The sequence below is a fragment of the Nocardia sp. NPDC056952 genome (assembly GCF_042674185.1).
Classification (GTDB): domain Bacteria; phylum Actinomycetota; class Actinomycetes; order Mycobacteriales; family Mycobacteriaceae; genus Nocardia.
In genome coordinates, this window is record NZ_JBHURA010000002.1 from 498,220 (window position 1) to 524,864 (window position 26,645).

Annotated in this window: 21 protein-coding genes; 8 read left to right on the forward strand and 13 right to left on the reverse strand. The window is 65.0% G+C overall.

What is annotated here, in order from left to right; all coding sequences use genetic code 11:
* Positions 1-120: 120 nt before the first annotated feature.
* Complete coding sequence (locus ACFTS5_RS09535; RefSeq protein ID WP_378629268.1) at positions 121-912, forward strand: hypothetical protein; 792 nt, start codon at positions 121-123, stop codon at positions 910-912.
* An 82-nt stretch (positions 913-994) separates the two neighbouring features.
* Here the strand turns inward: ACFTS5_RS09535 and ACFTS5_RS09540 are convergent, their stop codons facing one another.
* The gene (locus tag ACFTS5_RS09540) at positions 995-3,259 is read right to left on the reverse strand and encodes a SulP family inorganic anion transporter (RefSeq protein ID WP_378629269.1); all 2,265 of its coding nucleotides are present in this window, start codon (positions 3,257-3,259) and stop codon (positions 995-997) included.
* 437 nt (positions 3,260-3,696) lie between these two features.
* The gene (locus ACFTS5_RS09545) at positions 3,697-4,911 is read right to left on the reverse strand and encodes an MFS transporter (protein ID WP_378629271.1); all 1,215 of its coding nucleotides are present in this window, start codon (positions 4,909-4,911) and stop codon (positions 3,697-3,699) included.
* A 238-nt stretch (positions 4,912-5,149) separates the two neighbouring features.
* Here ACFTS5_RS09545 and ACFTS5_RS09550 point away from each other — a divergent pair, with 238 nt between their 5' ends.
* From ACFTS5_RS09550 to ACFTS5_RS09565, 4 genes are all read left to right on the forward strand, one after another.
* Positions 5,150-7,045, forward strand: a complete 1,896-nt coding sequence (locus ACFTS5_RS09550) for a TetR/AcrR family transcriptional regulator (protein WP_378629272.1) — start codon at positions 5,150-5,152, stop codon at positions 7,043-7,045.
* Between the two features lie 186 nt (positions 7,046-7,231).
* Positions 7,232-9,067, forward strand: a complete 1,836-nt coding sequence (locus tag ACFTS5_RS09555; RefSeq protein WP_378629275.1) for an acyl-CoA dehydrogenase — start codon at positions 7,232-7,234, stop codon at positions 9,065-9,067.
* A gap of 52 nt (positions 9,068-9,119) precedes the next feature.
* Positions 9,120-9,740, forward strand: a complete 621-nt coding sequence (locus ACFTS5_RS09560; protein WP_378629277.1) for a TetR/AcrR family transcriptional regulator — start codon at positions 9,120-9,122, stop codon at positions 9,738-9,740.
* 9 nt (positions 9,741-9,749) lie between these two features.
* A complete protein-coding gene (locus tag ACFTS5_RS09565) occupies positions 9,750-10,478 on the forward strand; it encodes a TetR/AcrR family transcriptional regulator (protein ID WP_378630015.1) in 729 nt (242 codons plus the stop codon).
* A 34-nt stretch (positions 10,479-10,512) separates the two neighbouring features.
* On the opposite strand, the gene ACFTS5_RS09570 is transcribed toward ACFTS5_RS09565, so the two are convergent.
* The 6 genes from ACFTS5_RS09570 to ACFTS5_RS09595 are packed head-to-tail and all read right to left on the reverse strand — an operon-like array spanning position 10,513 to position 17,728.
* On the reverse strand, positions 10,513-11,970 hold the full coding sequence (locus ACFTS5_RS09570; protein ID WP_378629279.1) for an NAD-dependent succinate-semialdehyde dehydrogenase: 1,458 nt from the start codon (positions 11,968-11,970) through the stop codon (positions 10,513-10,515).
* Positions 11,967-12,962, reverse strand: a complete 996-nt coding sequence (locus ACFTS5_RS09575) for an alpha/beta hydrolase (protein ID WP_378629281.1) — start codon at positions 12,960-12,962, stop codon at positions 11,967-11,969. Before ACFTS5_RS09575 ends, ACFTS5_RS09570 begins: the two co-directional genes overlap by 4 nt.
* Positions 12,959-14,416, reverse strand: coding sequence for a flavin-containing monooxygenase (locus ACFTS5_RS09580; RefSeq protein WP_378629283.1), 1,458 nt, complete (start codon positions 14,414-14,416; stop codon positions 12,959-12,961). Before ACFTS5_RS09580 ends, ACFTS5_RS09575 begins: the two co-directional genes overlap by 4 nt.
* On the reverse strand, positions 14,413-15,528 hold the full coding sequence (locus ACFTS5_RS09585) for an alcohol dehydrogenase catalytic domain-containing protein (RefSeq protein ID WP_378629286.1): 1,116 nt from the start codon (positions 15,526-15,528) through the stop codon (positions 14,413-14,415). Before ACFTS5_RS09585 ends, ACFTS5_RS09580 begins: the two co-directional genes overlap by 4 nt.
* A complete protein-coding gene (locus ACFTS5_RS09590; RefSeq protein WP_378629288.1) occupies positions 15,525-16,766 on the reverse strand; it encodes an MFS transporter in 1,242 nt (413 codons plus the stop codon). Before ACFTS5_RS09590 ends, ACFTS5_RS09585 begins: the two co-directional genes overlap by 4 nt.
* A gap of 41 nt (positions 16,767-16,807) precedes the next feature.
* Entirely contained in the window at positions 16,808-17,728 is a 921-nt protein-coding gene (locus ACFTS5_RS09595) for an alpha/beta hydrolase (protein ID WP_378629290.1), read from the reverse strand.
* Here ACFTS5_RS09595 and ACFTS5_RS09600 point away from each other — a divergent pair.
* The gene (locus tag ACFTS5_RS09600) at positions 17,705-17,884 is read left to right on the forward strand and encodes a hypothetical protein (RefSeq protein ID WP_378629292.1); all 180 of its coding nucleotides are present in this window, start codon (positions 17,705-17,707) and stop codon (positions 17,882-17,884) included. The two genes, ACFTS5_RS09595 and ACFTS5_RS09600, sit on opposite strands and share 24 nt — an antisense overlap.
* 107 nt (positions 17,885-17,991) lie before the next feature.
* Positions 17,992-19,683 (forward strand): sigma-54-dependent Fis family transcriptional regulator, encoded by a 1,692-nt coding sequence (locus ACFTS5_RS09605; RefSeq protein WP_378629293.1) that lies wholly within the window; start codon positions 17,992-17,994, stop codon positions 19,681-19,683.
* Positions 19,684-19,936: 253 nt separating this feature from the next.
* Here ACFTS5_RS09605 and ACFTS5_RS09610 read toward each other — a convergent pair whose 3' ends face one another.
* Positions 19,937-20,839 carry a hypothetical protein gene (locus ACFTS5_RS09610; protein ID WP_378629295.1) on the reverse strand — a complete coding sequence of 301 codons (903 nt, stop codon included), beginning with the start codon at positions 20,837-20,839 and terminating at the stop codon, positions 19,937-19,939.
* A gap of 363 nt (positions 20,840-21,202) precedes the next feature.
* On the opposite strand from ACFTS5_RS09610, the gene ACFTS5_RS09615 reads away from it, so the two are divergent.
* Entirely contained in the window at positions 21,203-21,331 is a 129-nt protein-coding gene (locus ACFTS5_RS09615) for a type II toxin-antitoxin system ParD family antitoxin (RefSeq protein ID WP_378630017.1), read from the forward strand.
* An 86-nt stretch (positions 21,332-21,417) separates the two neighbouring features.
* Here the strand turns inward: ACFTS5_RS09615 and ACFTS5_RS09620 are convergent, their stop codons facing one another.
* The 4 genes from ACFTS5_RS09620 to ACFTS5_RS09635 form a co-directional block, all read right to left on the reverse strand.
* Complete coding sequence (locus ACFTS5_RS09620; protein ID WP_378629297.1) at positions 21,418-22,239, reverse strand: DNA-binding protein; 822 nt, start codon at positions 22,237-22,239, stop codon at positions 21,418-21,420.
* Positions 22,236-23,672, reverse strand: coding sequence for a hypothetical protein (locus ACFTS5_RS09625; RefSeq protein WP_378629298.1), 1,437 nt, complete (start codon positions 23,670-23,672; stop codon positions 22,236-22,238). Before ACFTS5_RS09625 ends, ACFTS5_RS09620 begins: the two co-directional genes overlap by 4 nt.
* Positions 23,673-23,770: 98 nt before the next feature.
* The gene (locus tag ACFTS5_RS09630) at positions 23,771-24,556 is read right to left on the reverse strand and encodes an AAA family ATPase (RefSeq protein ID WP_378629300.1); all 786 of its coding nucleotides are present in this window, start codon (positions 24,554-24,556) and stop codon (positions 23,771-23,773) included.
* Positions 24,553-26,109, reverse strand: a complete 1,557-nt coding sequence (locus ACFTS5_RS09635; protein WP_378630019.1) for a Mu transposase C-terminal domain-containing protein — start codon at positions 26,107-26,109, stop codon at positions 24,553-24,555. The genes ACFTS5_RS09630 and ACFTS5_RS09635 overlap by 4 nt, the downstream gene beginning before the upstream one ends.
* Positions 26,110-26,645 lie beyond the last annotated feature (536 nt).

Sequence of the window (26,645 nt, forward strand, 5' to 3'; positions counted from 1 at the left end):
GTTACCGCCGTCACGTTGTCAACGGTCTGCGCATAATTAACGCCATACGAACTTGCGTTTCCAGGCGCGGGAAGGCAGTGTTAACGCAAGTTTCAATAGCTTTAATGAGAGGTTGCCGACATGGACGATCCCATCGAAATCCGAACATTCCTCGGCGAGGAGAACGTCACACGCCAGCAGGTGCGCGCCTGGGAAGCGCGGCGCGCCGAAGCGGTGCTCAAGAGGTTCGCCGCACGCCTGGGGCGCCGCGGAGTAGCCGAACTCCTGCCCGACTTCACGATCGACAGAGCGCTCGACGCGCCCCTCGACGTCCAGCGCGAGGCCCTCACCGCCATGAAGACCGAGCTGGGGCACGCGGGAATCTACGCCATGCTCAAGCGCGATCTGGCGATCTCGGACCGGATGGCACGAATCGGTGTCGCCACCAGCCGGGGCCGAGCCAAGTTTTCGGTCACCCGCCTCGAAGTCCCCCATTACTCCGCGCAGCGATTCGCCGACTGGTTCAACGATCTGACCATCACCGACGCCGAGGTCGACATGGTGGCCGCCACCCCGGACCACTACCTGTTGCGCGGCCTGCCCGACGGCCGTCAGGAAGTCGTCGAAACGACCGGCGGCTCGCCCACGGCGTCGCGGTTCCTCGTCGATTACACCAGAACCGAAGCGCTGACCATCCCCGTCGATCCCGACTTCCCCATCCAGGTCGCGGGCCAAGCCCTGCTCGACGACGGCCTGGTCATCGGCGGCGTCCGCCACCAGTTCCGTGACCGCGACGGCACTCTCGAAGCCCTACTGACGGTGCAGTTCCCGGGCAATCTGCCCGACCGGCTCATCCACCAGCACCAATGGCACCTGGCCGACGAGTTCAGCAACTGGATGATCGCCGCAGCCCCGGTCGCGGCGACCGCCTGACGCCGAGGACCGCACAGACCGATGCCCGGCCCACCGATATCGGCGGGCCGGGCATCGACTCAGGAGACCGGGTCGGCCGCCCTCAGCCGTGCTGCACTACGTGCTGATCGATGAGATACACGCCAGCCGTGGCGATGTCGAAGTACATCCCGGCCAGACGCAGCCGCCCCGCACGCTCGGCGGCCGCAACGGTGGGGTAGGTCCGCAGGTGCTCGAGTTGTTGCGCCACATTGTGTTTGGCCAGCTCATCGACCGTGTTGCCGACTAGCTCGACCGGTCCGGGACCCAACGCGGGCACGGGAAGGCCCGCAGTCATGCGCGCCACACTGGGTTGCGCTTGCTCGATCCAGTGGTTCAGCCCGGGCAGGTGCCCCGGAGCCCCGGTGAGCGCCGCGGTCATCGCGCCGCACGAGGAGTGCCCGCACACGACGATGTCCTCCACACCGAGGACTTCGACCGCGAATTCGACGGCCGCGGCCACCGAGCTGTCGGCCACCGAGCCGGGACCTGTCACCGCGTCGCTGACCGGGACGAGGTTGCCGATATTGCGCACCACGAACAGGTCGCCCGGACCACTGGCGGTGATCATGTTCGGCACGATGCGCGAGTCGGCGCAGGTGATGAGCAGCGTCTTGGGTGCCTGCCCTGCGGAGAGCCGGTTCATCAGCGGCCGTACCGAGGCCGCGGTGTGCATGCGGTAGGTATCGACGCCGCGTTGCAGTGACGGATTGACCACAGTCGGTGCACCCGGGTCCGACCGGAGTTCGGCGAGCTCAGGCGACTGCCGGTCCGCCCAACCCGCCATCCACGGTGCGGGCGATGCCGCGGCGGTCTTGCGGTGCACGGTCGGTGTTCCGTCACGTCCGGCACTCAACCAGGGGTGGCCGATCTCCTGGACGATCACCAGTCCACCGCCTGTCTCGTAGCTCTCCTGCCAGTCGTTGATCGTCTCGAAGACGGAATGGTCGAGATAGTCCGCGACCAGGTCCACGTGCACCACGGCCGCCGGTGGAATCGAGTTCAGCACTGCCGACAGCTTCGGCGTGGACAGGAAGCTGAGCGAGCCCTCGATCACAAGGTGCCACCCGTCTTGTCGTTCCTCGGCGTGGATACCCGACCACATCGTGCGGTACAGCATCATCACCGCGGCGACGGCCAGTCCGAGGAACACGCCCATCATCAGATCGAGCAACACGACCCCGCCGATCGTCGCCGAGTAGACGGGCAGGTCGCCGTGCCTGCGCGCGGTGCGGACGTGCCCAATGTCGACGAGCTTGATACCGACGTACACCAGCAGACCAGCCAGCGCGGCCATGGGAATGTTCTGGATCAGACCACCCAGGGCGACGGTGAAGACGAGCACCCAGACGCCGTGCAGCACAGCGGACCAGCGGGTGCGCGCGCCGGCCATCACATTGGTCGAGCTACGCACGATCACGCCGGTGACGGGCAGTCCGCCGACCGCGCCGCAGGCGATATTGGAGATGCCCTGCCCGATGAGTTCCCGGTTCAGATCGGCCCGCGGGCCCCGGTGCAGCTTGTCGACAGCGACAGCGGAGAGCAGGTTCTCCACGCTGGCGATGAGCGTCACCGACAGCACCCCGATCAGGAACACACCGAGCTCGGATCCGGGCAGACGCGGCGCGAACGACAGTGCGGCAAGCGGGTTTCCGGGAATATCGACCCGACTGATCCGCAGATCGGCCAGGGTCGAGACAAGCGTGACGAGCACGATCGCGACCAGCGGTCCTGGGACCCGGCGCACCGTCGCGGGCATCTTCGGCCACAGCAGCAGGATCGCGAACGTGGACGACCCGACGACAACTTCCCACAGCGGGGCCGCGACGAGGTCGCCGACCATCGAGGCCAGGTTCTCGATAGGCGAGCTCTTCGCCTTCGACCCGAGGATCACGTGCACCTGACCGAGGACGATGGTGACACCGATACCGGCCAGCATGGAGTGCACCACCGCCGGTGAGATCGCCAGCGCGACACGGGCAACGCGGCTGAGCCCCAGCAGGATCTGCAGGCCACCCGCGATGACGGTGATCGCGCACATGGCCGCCCAGCCCAGGTCGGTGATCAACCCCGCTACGACGACGACCATTCCCGCGGCCGGACCACTCACCATCAGCGGTGATCCGCCGAGAAGCCCGCCGAGGACGCCGGCGATCACCGAGGAGATCAGCCCGCTGTAGACCGGGGAACCCGAGGCCAGCGCGATGCCAAGGCACAACGGCACCGCGACCAGGAAGACGACGATCGACGACGGGAGGTCGAACTTCACCACCTCGCGCCAGCCGGATCTCACAGCATCCGGACCCGAGCGCGTTTCTGTTGCTTGCATGAATAACTTCCTCTCGGTCGACGGCCGACCGCTCGTACCGTCGGCCCTATTTGCGCTGAATCCCCTCCACCAAGAAGATCGGAGAAAACCGAACAGTTGGATAACGGAACAATAACTCCAACGAGCTTCATTCGGTACGTCAGAGATGTAAACAATAGCGTCACGCTGATTTTCGGGAAACTACTTCATCACAATCCAAAACAAAGGTGTCGGCAGTCACAAGGGCCGGGATTCGGGACATTGAATAATCTACTTATGCAGACTCTGCACATGACGAATCACCAGCTCACACGGACTTTTGCAGTACCGACCAGGCACAAACAAGCAACTCCAACCCGTTTCCGGAGCTCTGGAAACGGGTACCGAGTCCAATATCTACGCACATCGAACGCCAGTTTTAAGTTTGTGTCGAGCAGAATCCCTAGATCGCCGCGAGACTATTTCTCGGGCGCGCGCCGGGCGGCAATGACGGTAGTAACCAAGGCCAGAACCGCCACCACAACAATGGCTCCGTCCAGGGTCGTACCCGCAGTGCGCAATCCCCAATGATTCGCGGCGAGTCCTTGTCCGATCACCGGAATCGATGTAGCGAGATAGGCGACGACAAAATAGGCCGAGACCACTTCCGCGCGTCGAGTCTCCGAGACCGCGGCGAGCAGGGCGACGACGCCCTTACTGAACGACAAGCCCTGACCGATCCCACAGAACGCCGCACCCATGACCATGAGCGCGAACGCCTGGGCGGCCAGCGCGGCGATGAGAACCAGCCCACCCACCGCGAGCAGCGCGCAGCCGATGACGATCGCGACTGGCGTCGACATCCCACGCCCGATGATCTGCGCCGAGGCCGAACACAGGAACAGGGTCGCGATCACGAGCGCGGTGATCGCGTGGTTGTCGATGCCGATGACATGGGCCAGGAACGACGGGGCGATGGCGCTGAACGATCCCATGACCGCGAAGCCCGCCCCTGCCGCCAGCGCCGCACGGGCGAATGTGGCACGCGCTTCGGCAGGAACCACCGGCTTCTGCATTCTCGGCCGGGCCCGGCAAGTCACCTCGACCGGTTCGGCGATGAACCACACCCCTACGGCGGCCGCTGCCAGCAGGATCAAGTCGATGACGAAGGGGCTGCGCAGCGGCGTCGAACCGTACTCCGCGATCAGACCGCCGGCCAGGACCCCGAGCCCGAGCCCACCGATATTCGACGCAGTGGCCACCGCCGCGGCGCGGTGGCGCCACGAAACCGGAGCCGTGTCGATGACGGCAGCGGTGGCAGCACCCGCGTAGATGCCCGCCGAAATACCCGACAGCAGTCGTGCGCCCATCAGCTGCCAGACCGGTCCCGCAGTCAAGAACACCACCGCGCCGACAGCGGAGAAAGCGATGCCCGCGAGAAGTAGTGGGCGGCGGCCGAATTGGTCGGACCAGCGGCCGAACAGGATCAGCGCGGCGACGACGCCCAGTGCGTAGGCCGCGAAGATGGTCGTAGTGGTGAGCACGTCGAAGCCCATGTGCTCGGCATAGAGCGCGTACAGCGGGGTGGGCAGCGTGGTGCCCATCATGACGACCGTGAAGGCGAAGACCGTGATGACGAAAGCGACTGGACCCGCCCGCCGCGTCGTCGCGACGTCCGCTGCGGATGCAACCATGACCAGCCCTCCCTCTCTGTGCGATCAATCCTTAACGCCATAACTAATTGCGTTAAGACTGTCCCCGATTCCGGACAAACACAAGGGCTCACACCTCGCGCACCGCTAGCCCGGACAGGGCGAACCAGAGGCAGTATTGTGAATACGAATGTATCCATAATGTGCGTGAGCAGGGGCGTAGCACCGCAAGGCGCACACTGCACAGAGACCGACAGCATGACGACCGAATGGAGAAGTGGTGGGGAGAATCACGCCGGCAGTCCGAAGCTACGCGGGCCTGACGGCCGACGAGCGGCGGACCGAGCGGCGCCGCCGCCTCCGGCACATCGCCCTCGAGGCCTTCGCCACCGGACCCGGCTACCGCGAAATCCGACTGGCCGAACTCTGCCGAACCGCAGGGCTGTCGACCCGGCAGTTCTACCAGGAGTACAACACCCTCGAAGACCTCCTGAGTGAACTGTTCCTGCACGTGAACGACACCGTCGAACAGCGCGTCCTCGACGCCGCTCGACAGACCGTCGGTCGACCGTTGATCGACCGGGCGACGGCGATACTGGGTGCCTACCTCTCGTACTTCACTGCCGATCGCCGCTGGGCCCGGGTCGCTTTCGTCGAAATAGTGGGAGTCAGCGAGCGGATGGATCTGCAACGCCTGCAGGTCCGTTCGCGCTGGCTGGACCAGCTGTGCGACACGTTCGACAGCTTCGCCTCCGACGGCGAGATCGCCCCGGACGACTTCCGGCTCAGCGCCACCACGTTCGCGGGTGCGGTCAACGGATTGATGCACGACTGGGCGATCGGCTGGATCGATGCCACCCCGGAGCAGCTCGCCGACAGCCTGCAGCGGATCCTCTTCGGAATTCTGGGCACACCGGGCCCGAAGCAATCGCAGGTGGACCCGCCCAGCGCCGAGCAGACATCGGTTCGCCGCAGACCACGCAACCGCAGGGAGATCATTCTGCGCACGGCCGCGACCGCTTTCGCCGAGCGTGGCTTCCACCGCACCTCGATGACCGATATCGCCTCGGCCACCGGCGTCACCCATGCCGCGGTCTATCGACACTTCCGCACGAAGCAGGAGCTCCTCGGTTCCTGCCTGCGTGAAAGTCTCGACCTGATCATCTCCCGGGTCGATACCGCTCGCGAGAATCCGGGCGATGTCGGTGTGGCACTGCACGAGCTGGTCCGGGTCACGCTGGAGATCCGCGGTGTTGCCCGGCTGTGGCAACTCGAGTTCCGGAGCCTGAGGCCGGTCGACCGCAGCGGCATCCTGTCTCGCGCGGTTCGCCTGACCCAGCGCATCAGAGAGACCGTCGGCCAGCGTCGCCCGGGGCTGGCCCCGAGTGATCTGGAGGCGCTGAGCTGGATCGTTCTGTCCGTGGTGACCAGCCCGTCCAACCATCGCATCCAGCTGCCGACGGATCGATTCGTCTCGACGCTCGACGCGGTCCTCGGTGCCGTGGTCGACGTCGATCTTCCCGGCGGCGACGCGCGGACACCGATCGTCGAGTCCGGCGACACCGGACCAGACACGCGATCCGAGCCCGACTCCCGACCGGAGCGAATGATCATCGCCGCGGCACAGCTGTTCGAGGAACGTGGTTTCGGCGCGGTGAGTATCGAGGACATCGGTGCCGCGGTCGGGGTCAGCGGGGCCGCGCTCTATCACCATTTCGCCGGCAAGACCCAACTGCTCAACGAGATCATCGACCGCAACAACGAATGGGTCGAGATCTACGCCCAGCGCGCGCTCGCCGAGGGTGCGAATCCGCAGGCATCGCTGCGGCTCCTGCTGCGGTACTACGTGGAATTCGCCATGGATCGCACCGATCTCGTCGGTACGGCGGTCAGCGAGATCGGGCACCTCCCCGATGACGCCGCTGCCAGGTACCGCCGCATCCACCGTGAAGGCAATATCGGCTGGGCACGGCTGCTGCAGTCGATCCGCCCTGAGCTGTCTATGCCGACCGCCCGGGTGTTGATCCACACGATCACCACAGTGGTCACCGACTCGGTGCGCAATCCCCGGCTGACCCGGCGTGCCGACCTCGCTGACCTGCTGTGCGTTATCGGTGAGCGAATCGCCATGGCCGATGTGCCCTACTCGCCGATACCGCAGTCGGTCTCGCAGTGACTTAACGGCACTGAGACTGTGAACTCCCAGATCAGTTGGTGATACAGACTGTCCAGCAACCTTATCGCAGAGTTACTTAGGTTGCATGGATCGGATTGCTGCGCCATCATGGCTCCGGCAGCGCGCCGCGCGCCGCGTTTCAGCACCCGCTCGAACGAGGCGGGTCCCGTCGAGAGGGATGACCCGGTGGGCCACTACAAGAGCAACGTTCGAGATCTGGAATTCAATCTGTTCGAGGTGTACGGCCTCGATACCGTCCTCGACGCGGGCGCCTTCGGCGACCTGGACAGCGACACCGTGCAGATGATGCTGTCGGAGGCGGCCAGGCTGGCGGAGGGGCCGCTCGCGGACCCGTTTGCCGACACCGACCGCAACCCACCGGTTTTCACCCCGGCCACCCACTCGGTTCGACTACCGGAACCGTTCAAGAAGGCAGTGCGCGCCTGGCACGAGGCAGGCTGGTGGCGGGTGGCCAAGAGCGAGGCGATCGGAGGCGTGCCCGCGCCTTCCATGCTCGCGTGGGCGATCAGCGAGCTGATCCTGGGCGCCCAGCCGGCGGCCTACATGTACCTCACAGGGCCGACGATGGCCGATATCCTCACCGGGATCGGGACTCAACAGCAGCAGCGCTGGGCGACGCACATCGTCGAACGTAACTGGGGCGCGACGATGGTGCTGACCGAACCGGACGCAGGCTCCGACGTCGGCGCGGGCCGCACCACGGCAACCGAGCAGGAAGACGGATCGTGGCACATCCAGGGCGTGAAGCGATTCATCACCTCCGCCGACTCCGACGACCTGTTCGAGAACATCGTCCACGTGGTCCTGGCCCGCCCCGAAGGAGCCGGGCCCGGAACCAAGGGCCTGAGCCTGTTCATCGTCCCGAAGTTCCACTTCGACGACGAAACCGGCGAGCCCGGCGAGCGCAACGGCGTCTTCGTCACCAACGTCGAACACAAGATGGGCTTGAAGGCCTCGGCCACCTGTGAGCTGACCTTCGGCGGACACGGGGTACCCGCGGTGGGCTACCTCGTCGGCGACATCCACGACGGCATCGCTCAGATGTTCAAGGTGATCGAGGAAGCCCGAATGATGGTCGGCACCAAAGCTATCGCCACTCTTTCCACCGGCTATCTCAACGCCCTCGACTATGCGAAATCTCGGGTCCAGGGCTCTGATCTGGCCCGCTCCCTGGAGAAGAACGCCGCGAAGGTCGCCATCATCAACCATGCCGACGTCCGCCGGTCGCTGATGATGCAGAAGGCCTACACCGAGGGCTTGCGCTCGATCTATCTCTACACAGCCGGCCATCAGGACCCGGTCTTGGCCCGCCAGATCTCTGGAGCCGACGAGAACCTTGCCGAACGCGTCAACGATCTGCTCCTGCCGGTAGTTAAAGGCGTCGGCTCCGAACGCGCCTACCAGTATCTGACCGAATCCCTGCAAACTTTGGGCGGATCCGGATTCCTCCAGGACTACCCGATCGAGCAGTACATCCGCGACGCCAAGATCGACTCGCTCTACGAGGGCACCACCGCGATCCAGGCGCAGGACTTCTTCTTCCGCAAGATCGCGCGCGATCGCGGGGTGGCCCTGGCGCACCTGCTCGACCAGGTCCGATCCACCGCCGGGTCCGATGCCGATGGCGGGCGCCTCAAGTCCGAGAAGATTCTGCTCGCCCACGCGCTCGAGGACATTCAAGAAGTCGCGGGCGACCTGACCAAACACCTGTTCGCCGGGCGCGAGGAGCCGACCGAGCTCTATCGGATCGGTCTGCATGCCGTGCGTTTTCTGCTGGCCGTCGGCGATCTGCTCGTGGCGTGGCGGCTGATCGTTGCCGCCGACATCGCGCTCGCGGCTCTGGGCACCGAGGACGGTCTCGACGAGGCCGAGTTCTACCAGGGCAAGGTCGCCGTCGCCTCGTTCTTCGCCACCACGGTCCTGCCACACCTGACCGCCGAACGCGCGGTCGTGTCCAGCACCGACCTCGCTGTGATGCGTCTCGACGAATCGGGATTCTGAAGACCGACGCTGTCGGCCGGGTGCACCAGTTCTTCCTGGCCGACGGCCGACGATGAGTGCGGGCGAGCAGCGGCACGACAAGATCAGTACGCGCAGGATCGCGCGCAGAAACCAACTCCTCGACATCGCACGAGAGGCGTTCGTGGCCAGGGGATACCACGGTGTCACCATGGCCCTGCTCGCTCGCCGGGCCGACGTGACCAAACCTGTGCTCTACGACTACTTCTCCAGCAAACTCGACCTCTATCTGACGGTCGTCCAGTGCATGCTCGACGACTTGGTCGCCACAGTGGACCGAGCACTCGGCTCTGCCGAGACCGATCGGAAGGTCGTCGACTGCACGGTCGCGGTCTTCTTCGACCTGATCGATCACGAGGGCATTTCTAGCCTCACGCTCGTTTTCGGTGGCGGCGTGCCCAGTGAGCCGTCGGTCGAACTGCGAGTCCGCGCAGCACTGTCGAGCTGTGCGGGCACCATCGCAGAACGACTGTGCCCGCACGACAGCGAGCAGGTACGGGCGCGAATGCTGGCCTTCGGCTTGGTCGGCGCCAGTCTGACCGCTGCCTCGGATTGGCATCGGGCCGGAATGCTCGTACCCAAGCACCACGCGGTGGAAGCGATCAGCACCTTGTGCTGGCACGGGCTACACGGCCTCGACATTCGATCATCATGAAACTAGTTGGTGCACAACATCTTTCGTATGTCTCATATCACCACATTGCCGAGCGGGACACCCTTGCGCCGGGTCCGCCCGGCTTCCAATGTTGATCGCAGGGGGGCAAGTGGTGGAGGTGCAATGGTGGGTGAGCAGAAACGTCGGCGGCCCGGCGGGCGATCCGCGCGAGTACGGGAATCCGTTATCGACGCGACACTGAAAGTTCTGGCCGACAAGGGGTTGACCGCGTTCGCGGTCGCGGAGGTCGTCGCCCTGTCCCAGGTCCATGAGACAACCATCTACCGACGCTGGGGCTCGCGCGAGGACCTCATCGTCGATGCCTTGTCGAGCGCGGCAGGCTTGTCTGTCCAGGTCCCCGACACCGGCTCGATTCGCTCCGACCTGGACGAGTTGTTGAACATCGTCAGCGAATGTCTCGGCACACCGACGGGCCGGCTCCTGAACCACGCCTTGTCCTTCGGCGGCGACGACCCCCGCTGGACAAGGCTGCGAGACTCCTTGTGGGATGCCACGCTGCGACCGATCTACCCGATCACCGAACGCGCGGTCCGCAGGGGCGAGCTGCCGGTCGGCATCGAGCCACGAATGTTGCTCGAAACCTTGCTCGCCCCTTTACAGTTGCGGGCCTTGAAACTGAGTGATCCCCTCGATCCGCAGCTGCGAATTCGCTTCATCGACATGATCCTGCACGGCGCCGCGAGCGCGGTCGCCGCAGAGGACGATCCGGGCGGATGACTGGGACGATGATCGAAGCGGCGGTCGTGGCGTGTCAGTTCGTGAGTGCGACATATTTGGAGTCGAGGTATTCGTCGATGCCTTCGATGCCGCCTTCGTGTCCGAGGCCGGAGGCTTTGACGCCGCCGAACGGAGCCGCGACATCGGACAGGACTCCCCGATTGACCGCGACCATGCCGGTCTCCAACGCATCGGTGACGCGTAGGGCGCGGCCGAGGTCACGGGTGTAGAGGTAGGCGGCCAAGCCGTACTCGCTGGCGTTGGCTCGGTCGATCGCTTCGGCTTCGTCGCCGAAACCGGTGACGACCGCGACCGGACCGAAGATCTCCTGGTCGAGAATGTGCGCGCGGACGGGGATCTGATCCAGGACCGTGGGCGGGTAGAAGAAACCTGGACCCGGCAGGGGTTTGCCGCCGGTTCGTATCCGGGCACCGGCCGCGACCGCTTCGTCGACGAGCCCTGCGACCCTGTCGAGCTGGGCGGCACTGACCAGCGGCCCGACTGCGACGCCTGTCCGATGTCCGGCACCGACGGTCAACGCGGCCATGCGTTCGGTCAGCCGGGCCGTGAATTCCTCGAGCACAGCGTCGGCGACCAGGAAGCGGTTGGCGGCCGTGCACGCTTGTCCGCCGTTGCGCATCTTCGCGGCCATCGCACCGTTGATCGCGGCGTCGAGGTCGGCATCGTCGAAGACCAGGAAGGGGGCGTTGCCGCCCAGTTCCATCGAGGTGCGCAACACCCCGGAAGCCGTTCGGGCGAGCAAGATTCGCCCGACCCGCGTGGAACCGGTGAAAGTGAGTTTCCGCAGTCGGCGGTCGGCGAACAGCGGCGTCGAAATCGATGCGGCATCGGAGGTCGGCAGCACCGAGAGGACACCGGCGGGCAGGCCTGCTTCGGCGAAGATCCGTGCCAGCGCCAGCATGGTCAACGGTGTCTCGGCCGCGGGCTTGACGATCACAGTGCAGCCCGCGGCCAGTGCCGGACCGATCTTGCGGGTTCCCATGGCCAACGGGAAGTTCCACGGGGTGATCGCCAGCACCGGCCCTACCGGTGCTTTGGTGACCAGGATCCGGCCGTTGCCGGCTGGTGCGGGCGTGTATCGGCCCTGAACGCGCACCGCTTCCTCACTGAACCAGCGCAAGAACTCCCCGCCGTAGGCGACCTCCGCGCGACTGTCCGGCAGGGCGCGTCCCATCTCGGCGGTCATGAGCAATGCGAGATCTTCGGCGCGCTCGGTGACCAACTCCCATGCCCTGCGCAGGATCTGGGAGCGTTCGCGGGGTGCGGTGGCGGCCCAGGGGCGCTGGACTCGATCGGCCGACTCGATGGCCCGCATCGCATCGATGGCGCGGGCGTCGGCGACGGTGGTCAGGGTGTCGCCGGTGGCCGGGTCGAGGACCGGGTACCGGTAGCCGTCGGTGGCATCGACCGCTGCTCCGTCGATCCATAGGCCCTGCGGGGTGTCGGCGATCACTGCTGTTGCGTCGATCATCGTTGTGCTCCTTCGGGTTCACCGGTCGGGGCGAACCCTCGGTCGACCTCCTCATGGGCGATGGCGGCCAGGAAGACGCAGGCTTGATCCAGCACAGCCCGACCGGTTGCGACCACCCCCGCCGAGGTGAACAGGCCGTGCGCGTGCCGGGGCAGATGGATGTGGGTGATCGGCGCTCCGCACGCGGCCAAGGTCGCGGCGTAGTCGATGCCTTCGTCGCAGAGCGGGTCGTTGCCGACCGTGGACAAGAAGGTGGGGATCGGGTGCGGGTGCAGGCCGGGGTTGAGATCCGGTGCGTCCCGTGATGTCGCGATACCGCCGAGGTAGAGGTCGGCAAACCAGTGCATTGTCGCAGCGGTCAGCGGAAATCCCTGCTGGACACGGTGATAAGAGGCGGTGTCCATGGCCAGGCTGAGTACCGGGTACAGCAGCATCTGGGCGCGAACGCGGGGACATTCCGCGGCGATGGCCGCGGCGAGCTGGCCACCGGCGCTGTCACCGCCGACGATCACCCGTTCGACATCGAGACCGTGCTCGATTCCGTGTTCCATCAGCCACCGGGTCGCGGTGCGCATGTCGTCGACGGCCGCGGGATACGGGTGTTCGGGGGCCAATCGGTAGTCGACCGAGACGACCGCCACGTCGGCATGGGCGGCGAGGTAACGGCACAGCGTGTCGTGGGTGTCCGGGCTCCCCATCACCCAGCCGCCACCGTGGGCGAACAGCAGTACCGGGCGCGCGGAGCGGGCCGGGTAGTTGCTGTACAACCTGATCGGAAGGTCTTGCTCCGCACCGATGTTCATGTCCTCGACCCGAGCTAGCTCGACCCGAATCAGCCCGCTTCTTGCGCAGCCCGCGGTATAGGCCGCGCGCGCGGCGTCGACACCGAGGGTGTCGAACGATGCGCTGCCGTTGTCGCGGAAGGCGCGAATGAGAGCTCGTTGGTCGGCGGCTACGTCGTCGAGGCCGCGATCGGGTGATTCAGTGCTCACGAACGCACCGCTTCGGGTCGCGTCCGCGCCGTCACCAATCGCCGGTAGTCCTCGACGGTGCCGCACCAGTTGTTGATGACCTTGCCGTCGCCGTTCTTGTACCAGGATGAGCATTCGGAGGTGAACGCCGAATCCTCCAGCTGTACCTGCAGCCACGCGTTGTACCCGCGGATCGCGTACTCCTCGACATCGATGTTCAGTTCGCTGTAGGCACACAGCCGTTCGACGGATTCGGCGATGAATTCGTGCTGCACTTCGAGCATCGCCACGATCGAGTTGTGGTTGAGGTTGGTGTTGGGCCCGTAGACGAGGAACATGTTCGGGAAACCGTCGACGAGCATGCCCAGATACGCCTCAGGGGTAGTCCCCCATCGCTCGTGCAGCGATCGGCCGCCGCAGCCGATGATCGCGGTGTCGCCTTGGAAAGACTGGCTGGCGAATCCGGTGCCGAAGACGACCACATCCAGTGGGTAGAACTCGCCGTTGTCGACGAGTACGCCGTCGGGGGTGAAGCGCAATATGTTCGCGGTCTCCACGGTGACATTCGGCTGGGTCAGGGCCGGGTAGTAGTCGTCGCTGCGCAGGATGCGCTTGCATCCGAAGTCGTAGTCGGGAGTCAGTACGACACGCAGATCGGGGTCGGCGACCTGGCTTTCCAGATGTCGGCGGGCATCATCGGCACCGCTACGTTGACCGTCGGTCCCGCGCCTGGTTCGATCGAAGCCCTCCTCGCGTTCGTTGTGAATGCGCTCGCGCAGCGCGTGAAAGGTTCCCGGGTCGTTCCGGTGCGTATCGAGTTCGGCGGTGGTGAACACCTGCTGGTTGCGGGGCAGGATGTAGTTCGCCGAACGCTGGAAGACCACCAGTTGCTTTGCCGACGCGGCGATCTCGGGGACGTACTGGACCGCGCTCGCCGCCGCCCCGACACTCGCGACTCGCTTGCCCGTCAAGTCGACGGTGTGGTCCCAGCGCGCGGAGTGGAACATGTTGCCGCGGAACGAGTCCTGGCCTGTGAAGGTGGGGATGTGCGGTGTACCGAGCTGCCCCCACGCGGGAATCAGTGCGCGCGTGTGGAACTCGTTGCCGTTTCGGTCGGTCACCACCCAGTGCGATCTCGACTCGTCCCACTGCGCCCGCACGACTCTGGTGCCGAGGCGGATATGCTCGGTGAGTGCGAAGTGCTGCGCGAGATGGTGCAAATAGCTCAGCAACTCGTCGCGGCCCGCATACATTCGCGACACCGTGAGGTGCGGTAGGTAGCTGTAGCAGTAGATCACCGACTGGGTGTCGCACGCGGCGCCAGGATAGGTGTTGTCGCGCCAGACACCCCCGATCTCGTCGCCTGCTTCCAGCAGGCAGAAGTTGCGCACGCCGTGGCGTGTCAGTTGGGCGGCGGCGCCGAGGCCACCGAAACCGGCGCCGATGATGAGCGCGTCGTAGAGGTGTTCGGTCATGTGTCGTCTCCGAAGGTGATGATTTGACGTATCTCGTTGCCGCCGGCCAGGCGGTCCATGGCGGTGTTGATGTCGTCGAGGGCGATGCGCGAGGAGATCAGCCGTTCGACGGGCAGACGCCCCTCTCGCCACAGCCGCTCGTAGCGAGGGATGTCGCGGGCGGGGTCGGCGGAACCGAGGTAGCTGCCGACCAGCGAATGCGCACGGCTGGTGAGCCGCAGGGGCGAGAGGGTGATCTGCGCCTGCGGATCGGGTAGTCCGACCGTGACCGTGGTCCCGCCGACCGCGGTGCACGCGATCGCTGTCTCCAGTGCGCGTGGATGGCCTGCCGCCTCGACGACGATGTCGGCCTCGACTCCATTGTCGATAGCTTGGGCAGGCGTGAACACGTCGTCAGCGCCGAGCGCTCGGGCGGAGTCGAGTTTGTCGGCGAGGGTGTCGATGCCGATGACACGGCAATCTCGTTGCGCGAGCGCGACCAGCAGCGCGGCCATCCCCACTCCACCCAGACCGACGACGGCGATCGTGTTCCCCGGCACCGGCGCGCGCACATTGAGCACAGCACCGCCGCCGGTCAGCACCGCGCATCCCAGCACAGCCGCGACCTCGGCGGGAACGTCGTCACCCACCGGCACCACCGAGCGCCGGTCCACGACGATGTGGGTGGCGAAAGCCGATACCCCGAGGTGATGGTGCACGGTCGAGCCGTCGTGGGTCAGGCGGCGACCGCCGTCGAGCATGACGCCTTCCGCGTTCGCCGCTGAGCCCGCTGGGCACGGCACGCGTCCCGCCGTGTCACAGGCCGCACAGTCGCGGCACCGCGGCAGGAACGTCATCACGACGCGAGTTCCCGGCGCGATGTCGTCGACGCGGGAGCCGACACGTTGCACCGACCCGGCGGCTTCGTGACCGAGCAGCATCGGCAATGGACGTGGCCTGCTCCCGGTGAGCACCGACAGATCCGAGTGACAGACTCCGGCGGCCTCCACCCGAACCAGTAGTTCGTTCGCTCGTGGATCCGCCAGGTCCAGTTCGCAGACTCGCAGCGGCCTGGATTGGCTGAACGGAGTTTGCGCGCCCACTCGTTCGAGCACCGCACCGCGGATTTTCACAGCTTCACTCCGTCGTCTTCGGCAGACAATGTGTCGTCGGACAGGACAGTCGCCGGGCTGTAGCGCTCGGGCAGCGCGATGACGGCGACGGCCGCGAGCAGGAACAGCCCACCGCAGAGCGCGAAGCCGATGGCGAAACCAGTGGTGCCCGCCAGGTAGCCGAGCAACAGCGGGGCCAGCGCCGAGATACCGCGGCCGACGTTGAAGCAGAATCCCGCACCGGTCGCGCGGAGCTCGGTGGGATACAGCTCGCCGAGATAGCTGCCGAGAATGCCGGTGAACACGGCGAAGAAGGCGTAGGCGGGCCCGAGCACCAGCAGTGTCGTCTCGTTGGCGGCCACCACGTAGAGGGGAAGTACCAGGCCGGTCCCGAGCAACGACGCGATGAGTGCGCGCTTTCGGCCGACCTTGTCGGCGATGAATCCGAAGACGTTGTACCCCAAGAACATTCCCAGGTTCAGCACACTGATGAAGACCGCGACCGTGGTGGCGGGGACCTGACGGTCCTCAGCCAGGAAGGTGGGCAGCCAAGCGCTGGCTCCCCAGAAGCCCAGCAATGCCAGCGAACACACGGTGGTGCCCAGGACCGTGGAGCGAATCAGCGTGCGGCCGAAGATCTCCCGGGTGTTCGCTGTCGGCGCTTCGCCCGCCGCGCGGCGAGCGCTGACGTTGTCGAGCCATTCGCGCGATTCGGGGAAGAACCGCCAGATCAGCACAATCGGCACGATCACGCCGACCCCGGAGACGAAGAACATCGCCCGCCAGTTCGAGGCATAGGTGCCCGCGATCAGCGCCGCGAGCATGCCACCCACCGGGAACGCGCTCATCACGAACGCGACGGCGCGGCCCCGTTCCCGCTCGGACCACGACTCGACCACGTAGGTCGACACAATCGCCCACACACCGCCCAACCCGAAGCCGGCGACCAACCGCAACACCATGATCCAGCCGAAGCTCGGCATCACCGCCACCGATGCCGTGCACACACCGAACAGCGCCAGGCTGCCCAACAAGGCCACTTTCCGGCCGTGTTTATCGGCGATCCGGCCGACCGTGACCGAGCTGGCGCCGATCCCGAGCAAGGTCGAAGTGGCCAAGAGGCCACCCTGCACGACACTGATACCGAGGTCTGCACGCATCGACGGCAGAGCCAGCGAAAGAATGACGATTTCCAGCGCGTCGAACAGATAAGCGGTGAACGATCCGATCAAGATGATCCACCGAACGGGAATATTCATCTAACGACCCCATTGTCAATAAATGTGTGAGGGACTGGGTTTCAGTTCGAAGAACTGAATGCGGAGCCGAACCAATCGGCGGCCTTCGCGGCGGCGATATTCGTGTCGCGCTGGTCGGAGTACAGACTCATGTGACTGACCGAGGGCAAGATCTCGAGACGTTTCGCCGGGCTGGCAATGTCGTTGAATGCCGCGATCTCGCGGTCCCACATCGTGATGTTGTCGCCCTCGGCGACGATCATCATCACCTTCTTGTCGAGAATGCGCGGCAGGAAGGGAAACACCGAGTAGTTCAGCAGCAACTCGGTGGACTCGAGCGTGCTCCAGTGCTCATGGCGCTCGGCTTCCCCGGACTCCCTCAGCTTGTTGAACACCTCCCCGATTCGCGGGAAGGGCCAGGTGGACAACTCTTTCCACGGTTCCAGCGAACTCATGCGCAGGGTCGCACCTTCGCCGCCGCCGGCACGAATCCTGCGGTCGGCCAGGATCGTGGCCTCCAGCTCAGCGAACGCGACTTCACCGTGCGCACGACGCATGTTGTCGTAGCCTTCGACCACCGGGACCACGCTCACCGCGGCCTTCACCCGGCTGTCGGTGGCGGCCAGCACCAGGGCGTGCCCGCCGCTGTAGGAGATGCCGAACACCCCGAGCCGTTGCGCATCGACATCGTCACGAGTTTCGACATAACTCAGTGCGTTCTTGTAGTCGGCGATCTGTTCCCATGGATCGATGTGCTGGCGCCGCGCGCCGCTGCTCTCACCGAATCCCCGATAGTCGAATCCGAGGAATTGCATCTGCTGCTCGGCCACGATTCGCGCGACATGCGGAAGCACGATTTCCTTGACGTAGCACCAGCCACCGCCGGCGACCACCGTGGGCAACGGACCCTCCACACCGTCGGGCCGGAACAAGGTGCCGACCAAGGTCTCGCCATCGCTGTGAAATGTGACGCGCTCTTCCATGAGCTGTTCCTCCGCTGCATCGAGAAAGAATTGAATTCGGCGAGTGCCGTGAACGAAGGCTATGTGCGCCGCGTCACCTCGCAGTGTCTCGATTTCGAGATCGCACCGACCGGCACCGGCGTCCTTCGACAGCGCGGCTTTGTGTCGCAGATCTGAGACACTCCTCGCCGATGTTCGGGGTTACCATCAGGGCGAGTGTGTTGCCGGTCACACAAGGTGGTGATGCGAATTACCCGTGCTGAGCAGCGACGATGAGGAGAGCTATGAATGATCAATCGCTGATTGCCGCGGCGCGGGAAGCATTTCTGCACGAGGGAGTGGAATCTGCGGATGTCCGCCCGGCCACCCTGCGTGCGTGGAAGCGCGCCAAGCTCGGCGGCGTCCGCCCCGACACCGAACCGGCCGTGGTCTTCGCTTCCGCGATGAACCCCGACAGCGCACTGCTGCGCGCGGTCCGACCCGTGGTTCACGACATCATGGCCCAGTTGGGCACCGCCGAGTTCGCGATGATGGTGACCGACCGTGATGCCTACATCGCCGACCGGTGGGTCTCCAGCACCTCGATGGGCACCCTGCTCGATGGCATGGGGGTACTGAAGGGTGCACGGTTCGACGAAGCCAGCGTCGGATCGACCGGGCTCGGAACCGTGCTGGAAGAACGCGCGATCTCCATCGTCGACGGCGCCGAACACTTCAACCGATGCTTCGACCCCGTCGTCGCTGTCGGAGTGCCGGTGATCCGGCCCGGCAGCGGAAGCATCGAAGGCGTTCTCGACCTCGTCTGTCCCACCGGCGCCCCCCACGAGGTCCTCGCCGCACTGGTCGAGCGCGCCGCCCGCGATGCCGGGGATCGCCTGCTCAGCGGATACGCCGCCGACGACCGCGCCCTACTCGACGCCTTCCTGCACGCCGATCGCCGAGGATCACGTCGACCCGTGATCGCCCTCAACGATCGCATCATCATGGCGAACACCCTCGCGTCGGCGCTGGTCGGTTCCCGCTACTCCCACGACCAGCTGTGGGACTCGGTCCAGCGAACCATCGCCCTGGGCGGGCAACCACTGCGATTGACCGCAGGCGACGGCTCTCCCATCGATGTCGGGCTGCGGCTGGTCCACAATTCCGGCGATGTCGCGGGCGCCTTGCTGCAGCTGTCGACCGCACCGACCGAACCCACCCGGTCGTCTTCCACCTCGGACTCCGTCTCCGCCCTCGTCGACGCGATACTCGACGAACTTCCCGGCCGCAGCTGGCTGTGGCGATCAGCCGTGCACGCGGCAGCGCGAGCAGCCACCACCGAGGGCCGCCTGCTCCTCTACGGCGCGCCAGGTGTCGGCAAGACCGCCCTGGCCGGCGCGGTGAGCGGCAACCGCATCACGGTCGCGAGAAAAGCGAGCGAAGGCAAGCTACTCGGCGACCTCACCCACCGCAGCTCCGATGAACTGGCCACGCTCGGTGCCGAACTGGACGCCCACGATCGCGGCTTCGCCGTGGCAACCCTGACCGCCGAGCGCGCCGAGGACATCGACCCTCGCCTGCTGACGATGTTCGAATACGTCGTCGAGGTCCCCGACCTGTCCCGCCGCCCCGAAGACGTCACCGATCTCGCCGAAATGCTCATCCGCCGACTCAGCGAAGGCACCGTCGGACTTGCCGCGTCAACCATTCGTGAACTCTGCCAACGCGATTGGCGCGGCAATATCGCCCAGCTCAACCGCACCCTGCGCGCCGCACTCGACCACACCACTGGCCCTCGCCTACAACCCGCCGACCTACCCACCACCACCGCGCAGACCTCCTCCCACAAACGCCTGAGCCATCTGGAACAAGCCGAACGCGAAGCGATCGCCGCCGCACTTCGACGAGCCAACGGAAACAGACTCAAAACCGCCGAAGCGCTCGGAATCTCACGCGCCACTCTCTACCGGAAACTAGCAGCGCTGGGATTGGGCTGAATACACGAAGCTCTGACCCCAGGTGACCGAGAGGTACCGTCAAATCAAGGTCATTACTCGACACCCTGGTCGCGAAACTGTTGACGGCGACAGTGCTCGAAGTCCTCGCGGCGCGCAAACCTGACTCCATCGGCTTCACGGAACCGCAGCTCCGTTATGCCGACTTGTGACTAGGGGAGGTCAGCGCGGGGATCCATGGGGACCGGCATGGTCTCACGCCCGGCCTGCCCCGGCCATCCGAGGTCAGGCTCAATCAGGCGGCGCGACTGGCCGCCGTGGCCTTTCGGAGCGCAGCGCGTCTACGGGTTTCGGCTTTCGCGCGCTCGCCCCGGCGTAGCTCGGTGTCTTCGATCCTGATCCATCCTTGGGTTTCCAGCCAACGTTGTTGTGCGCGAGCATCCCCGGCGTTGAAGAAGAGTGGAAGGCCTTTGGCGTCGGTGGCCAACTCTGCGAGTTCGGACCAGGTCGGGCTGCAATTGTGCAGGCGCCGATGGATTCCGATGTGGTTGGCGACGAGATAGCCGACAATCGGTGCTGGAGCAGCAGAAACATGGTCCCCATGGAATCGGATGTGAAACTGCCGCCCGGTACATAGCGAGTGTGGGTTCCGGTTGTAGGCAATCCATCCTGCTCGCTCGAGGGTTCTAAACATCGGACCGCGCGCGATGCTGTACTCAGGGACGCAGCCTTCGGACAACACCCACCAGGAGGTCAACGCCTCGGATCGCCATGCCTCCTGCCACGTCGGGCCAACGCCGAAGCGCGCCCAGTGCATAGCGATGGCCTCCGAGACGAGCTCTCCGAACCTGTCTCGCTCGGCTCGAATGACCGACGTCAGTCGCTTCGTTTCTGCCGATGTTTCTGCTTTGCCGACCGAGGCGTTAAGCATGGGTGGCCCGGTGACTGCTTTCATTACCGCGTCAGGTGTGGGTACTTGCCCGGCTTCGAGTATCCACAACACCAGCTCGGCCTTGTCGCCGGTGCACGTGGCGAGATCCAAACGTTCTCGCTTGCTGAAACCGTATCGTTCTGGGTCTACTGCACGCGACAACCTGTGTGCGGCTTCGACGTCCCCGGCTAGTTCGGTCGCGGCCAGCCACGACTCAGCTCGGGGGTCGACACCTACTTGGCGTCCTTTCACGATCACTGTGGACATCGCTCACTCCGATCTCATGTGATGTGGTCAGTCGCTCTAGGCGAAGCCGACCTTGCCGGGCTCGCCGAGCTTGGAATACGCGGACCACTGACTAGTCCGATCGAGAAGGTCGCCCACGGACGATCGACTCGGCATTATACGGCGTTTACAGATCAACTGGAAGCACATAAGACGTTTACGCTCTTGATCATTTCGCGTTTGACAGATGAGCGGGCGAAGTATGGCCAACCCCGGAAAGCCATCGATCAATCCGACCGCTTTGGCGACGACGCCAGTGCAGCTCCTTGATGGCACCGTCTGACCAGTTCAGAACGGTTAGCAGCAGCAATTGGCCGTCTCGGGCTATGGAGAGGAACCCGCAAGCTGGAAGCGCTACGGGCTGCCGTCGCGGCTGGCGAGGTTAGTGGGCCGTCCACCGAGCTCGATTTCGACCGCCGCATCGAAGAGGTGAAAGGCTTGAATGTCGCCACTCAAGACCTTCCTGCGCCTTAGTTGCTGACATGGCAGCGGTCGGTCGTTGACGCTTCTCGATTCTGTCTCGTCGAAAACGGTTGTTCAGCAGCCGATCTTGCGGATGGTCAGCCTGCCTGGAGGGGCGGTCCGGCCAAGCCCAATGCGTACATCACGTCGGGGTGAATCTGCAGGTTGGCGACCACCTCGTAGGAAGTCGTGAATTCGTCGGCACTGTCACGGTGGCGGGCGAACTCGTCACCGACGGAACTTCGGCGTCCGATGGCGATGCACTGGTTCAGTAGCGCGGTCTGGCGCTGAAAATGGCTCCCGGCCGATTCCGCCGGCCACATATCGGGCTCGCCGGGGAACGGCGCGAGTATCTTCTGCCGCACCAGGCGCAACAAGTCTTCCGCGAGCATTGGAGTCAACGCGACCCGACGTGCGTCCTCCTCGATCAAGCGATCATCGACCGTGCCGGACACCGTGCCCGGCACGACTGTCAACGTGAGGTATAGCTCGGTGCCCGATAGTTGCAACGCAGTGCCTGCCAACTGGTCGCGGACGACATCGATGGCTGCATCGAGGCGGGCGTGTGTCCATGCGAGCCGTCCCAGCACTGTCTGTGTCGTCGCCCCGCCTCTGGAGGCAAGCACCCCTAGTAGCAGGGTTGCGTCAGCGGCATCTTCGCCCTCCGGCGCCGCGTGGGCGATCTCCGAGGCCTCGTGTGCGGCGTTGTCTGGTTCGATCACCAATTCGGCCCACGTCAGTCCGAGCAGGGTGCGAAGGCGTGAGAGCACCGTGAGGGTGACGGTGCGTTGGTCGGGATCGCGCTCGCTGTAGGGGTGCACGCCAGTCGCCTGGCATAGCGTCTGCTCGGTCAGGCCGAGTTCGGCGGCGCGTCGGCGGATTCGCGAATAATTCAACCGGGACGGCCCAGGGGGGATCATCGGACGTATCCGCGGTCGTTGTGCAGCGGTGTCGCGACGTGCCAGGCGCGCACTGTGCGCCACCAGCGACAGCTGGCCGGTGTCCTGTGTGCGGGAGCGAGCCCGGCGGCCTCAACCTGCTGGGCGATCTTTGGCCCGGTTAACTGCGCGGAGGCTTTGAATAGCGGCTTGTCCGGCGCCAATCCTTGCAGGATCGCGTAGGTCCGGGCAGCGGCCAAGAACGGCCGCGATGCCTCGGGCATCGCTAGCACACACCAATCCGGCCTTTCCCAACGTTGTGCGGTGTTCCAGCGCAGTGTGCCCCCCTCGTCGGACACGGCCGCGACAGGGATCCGCATCAGGTCCTCGGTATCGAACCCGGTGTAGACCGCGACCGCGACCGCGCCCGCGTAAGCAGGATTGACGACTTCGCTGCGCAGATGAGCAGCGACTTGGGGGGTGATCGGTATCCCGGTCAGACCGGGGCCGGTCAGATCTACCAGGTCCGATGGCATCTGCAGCAAAACGCCGTGCAGCAACGCGCCAGCTTGCGCGCCCCGCAACAACGTGATCGCGTGTTGGGCAGAATGCGCGCGAGCTACGAGACCGGTGACAAATCGGTGGACTTCCTCGGCGTCGTCGAATTCCTGGGGAAAGGTGGTCAGACCATGCCCATACCCCACACAGAGCAGTCCAGCCGCCAGCCGACGCAACTCCGCCTCGCCGTACCTCTGGGCCAATGCCTGCGCTCCCACGATCAGTTCGCTACCGAGCCTTCCCCGCGGCAACAACTCGCCGATATGGCCCCCCACGCCCGCCGTCGCGGGGTCGGGCAGGGTCGCCGACCATCGGCACGCCGCGTCCATGCCCTGCCGATAAACCGCGTCCACCCGGGAGAACTCTTCGAGCGACAAACGTCGGAAGGCATCGGCACGAAAGCGTGCCACGTCGGTGTCGGGCACCATCGGCAACGGCCGGGGCGTGCGCGAGGCCAACGGGGCGGATCGCCGTGCGTGCCTGTCGCGCAGTACGCGATCGGCACGATGGACCACCCTCGGCATGACACCGTCGGGAAAGCGGGCCAGAGCCTCTTCTTCTCCAACGCCATGGCACACCAACACCACTTGGGTGCCGGTGTCGCGCCACAAGCCGATCAACGCCGTCCATCCGGCCTCAGACAGCCGGTGCGCACGCAACACGATCACCCGTCGCACGTCATGAGCGCGAATCCAGGACCGCACCGCGATCCACGCGGATCGTTCGCTGCCAATGTGTTGGCCTTCCAACCTGCGTGCCGAACGGCCTAGGGCGACGAGGATGTCGTGGGCCAGCATCGCCGACCCGCGGGTTCCTGGCGTCGGGTGGACGGTGATGATGCCAGCGCTCAAGTTACTGCCCGCCAGCAAGGTCGCGGTGATGTTTTTGTCGTCGGCGGGATCGAGCAGCAAAATCATGCGCTGTCGGTGGCGACGACGCGGCGGCAGCCAGCACCATCTCAGTTCTGGGGCGAGCTCGTCGTCACTGACAGGGAACATCGCCGACCCGGGCGTGCTCATCCAGTTCGTCCGCTGAGTTTGGAGAACACGTAACCAAGGACGTCATGATCGACGGTGTCGCGTCCGGCTTTGTTCAGCGTTCGGGCGGCGTGGGAGGTGATTTTGGCCCAGGAGCGAAAGTTGCCGTGGCCGGCATGGGTATCGGCGTAGGCGATGATCTCGGGGTCGGCCTGGGCCCAGATCGGGTGGTAGGCCGGGATCACGGTCAGTACTTGTTCGGCGGTCATCCGCCGAAACTCCTGCCACACGTATACTCGCGAGCTGAGCATCGGCTCGCGCCGCAGCACTTCGTAGCAGTCCCCTCCGCCGACAAAGACGATCGCGATTTGGGTGCGTTGGTCGTCCCACAGATGTCGCCAGTACTCGAAACACTCTCGCGACAACCATTGAGCCTCATCGCAGACAAGGATCCGGAATCGTTCCGCGAGAACATCTTTCAATATCAGGTCGAACTCGATCGGTTTGGCTGGCGGCCGCCCGCTCACAGCCAACGCCGTAAACAGAGTGTGCCGGATGTCGCGTGGCGTGGGGCGAGCCCGGAACTGGACGCGACATACCAGCCCCGGTGCGAGCCGACACAAGGCCGCGTTTACCGACAAAGTCTTGCCCAGGCCAGCGTCACCATGCACACACATCATCGCCTGTGCCTCGATCACATCGGCGAGGTTGTCGTGCGCCATCATCAGCGCCTCGGTCGCCACCACGTTCACTCCCGCCAAGCCTAGATAGTGCTCGGGGACAGGATCGCCATAGTTGTTCTCAGGCGTGGGTGTGGCCGTCATGGCTTGTCCTTCTTCAATTCCCGCTTGGGTGAAGGTTCTATCGGCCGTACCCACTCCGGTGGTGGATGTGACAGTGGGATGACGAGTGGCCGTGCCAGTTTCGCGAGTTCTGAGTCGCTCCGGGCACCCAGCTCCTGCTTCGCTCGCTCGACGGTCATCATGTCCAGCGGTTGCGCAGGCTCGGCTCGGGTGACCGCGGCGTATCGGATCCGCCGTGAGCGTTCGGCCGCTGCAAGGTCGGCTCGCAACTGGCGGGCGCGGCCGGCGCGGGCACGTTGGACGTCGCGGATCATCTGTGGGGGTGCCTGGTCAGCCAAGATCGCGGGCCCCAGGTGGCGGCCGGTCTGGGCGTCGAACACCTCGATCTCGTGGTGATGGTTGGGCATGTATCGCACCCGCACCTTCGCACCGACAAGGCCGACCATCCAGTCCGCGATGTAGTGGCGGCCCTTGCCGCGCGCGACGCCTTTGGTGGAGATCACGCGCGGTTTGCGATCATCTTCGAGGGTGAACATCCACAACCGGTCGCGGTCGAGCTCTTGCAACGGTGTCGGATCGGCCAGCCAGCTGTCCAACGGCGAGACCCCGTTCAAACGGTCGATGTCGTGGTCGGTGCTGTTGTTCCAGGTCCTCACCCAGTCCAGCAGATCGGCGACGAACGCTTCGAATGGCAGCGCGGGCGCATCAGGATCCGCCACCGCACCGTTGACCCCGGTTTGAGAATGGGTGTAGCGAGGCATGCCCTTGAAGAGCATGCGCTTGACCGCGCCGTTGACCGTTTCGACCGCACCTTTCAGATACGGGGTATACCCCGGCAGCACCACCACGCGAGTCCCGAACACACCCAACGCGTCCTGCACCGTCGATGACAAGAAATCCTTGCCCTGATCCATGCGCACCACCGTGGGCAACCCGCCTGCCGGGCCGTAGGGCTCCTCGGTCAGGATCGACGCGCGCAGCGACGCCAGGATCGCTTCCCGATTGGGGAACCGTGGTGTGACCGCGACCCCCATGATCAGGCAATATTGCCGATCAACGAACCAGGTCACCCAGGGTTTCGCTAGCCGATCACCCACATCGACTTCCACCGAGGCCTCGACATGATCTGCCTCCCACTCGGCATTGCGGTAGGTCGAGGGCCGTTTCAAGAAGACATCGAACTTGCGGCGCTCCAGTTCCCCAGCACGCAATCCCGCGCGGTCACCGCGTGAGACATCCTTGCGCAGCGCGCGCTGCACGGTCACCAGGCTCGGAGCTGGGGCGCCGCCTTGCTCGGCTTGTTCGACGAGTTCGCGGTGCAACGCCGCGGCGTTGCCGCGCCAGTAGGCGAATCGGATCCGCAGCCGGTGGTCGATCCGGAACCGTTCACGCTTGCGCCACATCGGTTCCGCTGCCCGCCGTGCGGCAACCCACCTCCACGCTGTCCGTTCCGACACACCGACGGTTTGGGCGGCCAACCTGACATGGTGGCTGGTCAGATCCCCGTGCTGATCCAGCACGGCCAGCCGGTCTGCCGCCGCCTGGCGCAATGCAAGAACCGCCGGGTCGACCATGACACACCGCCTCCCGCAGAGTTGTTGTGCACTGCGACCAGCCGAGCCTGGAATCCGAAGCTTCGTCCTTGAGAAACTCGATCTGAAATATTCGACCACGTATCTGTCGACAAGGTCAACGAAAAGTGCTGACGTTGCGGCAACGCAGTTCACTGACATTGCGGTGGTGCATGGTCGTCAGTCGGGCGTGCGGACGTGTCGTGGCTTCGAAGCGTCGATCGTTCGTATGGCACTGAGCAGTGACCCAGGCCTACTGCGGCCGGACCGTGGTCCCCTTTCTGGTGTAGGAGTGCTGCGGTGTTGCGTCCGATATGACTCCTTCCGTCGCGATCACAACGCCGACGCCGGGCATCTGTACATCGCGGCGACCCCGACCCGCCCGACGCTGCGCCTCCGGGTCGGCGCGATCTGCCGACCACCACCTGCCGAAACGACCAGTGACGGTCTACAGGGAATCTGTCGGGCTGGGCGCTGACCTCGGCGGGAATCCGCTCCAGTTTCAGGCCATCAGCCAGAGCATGAGGTACCAGGTCTCT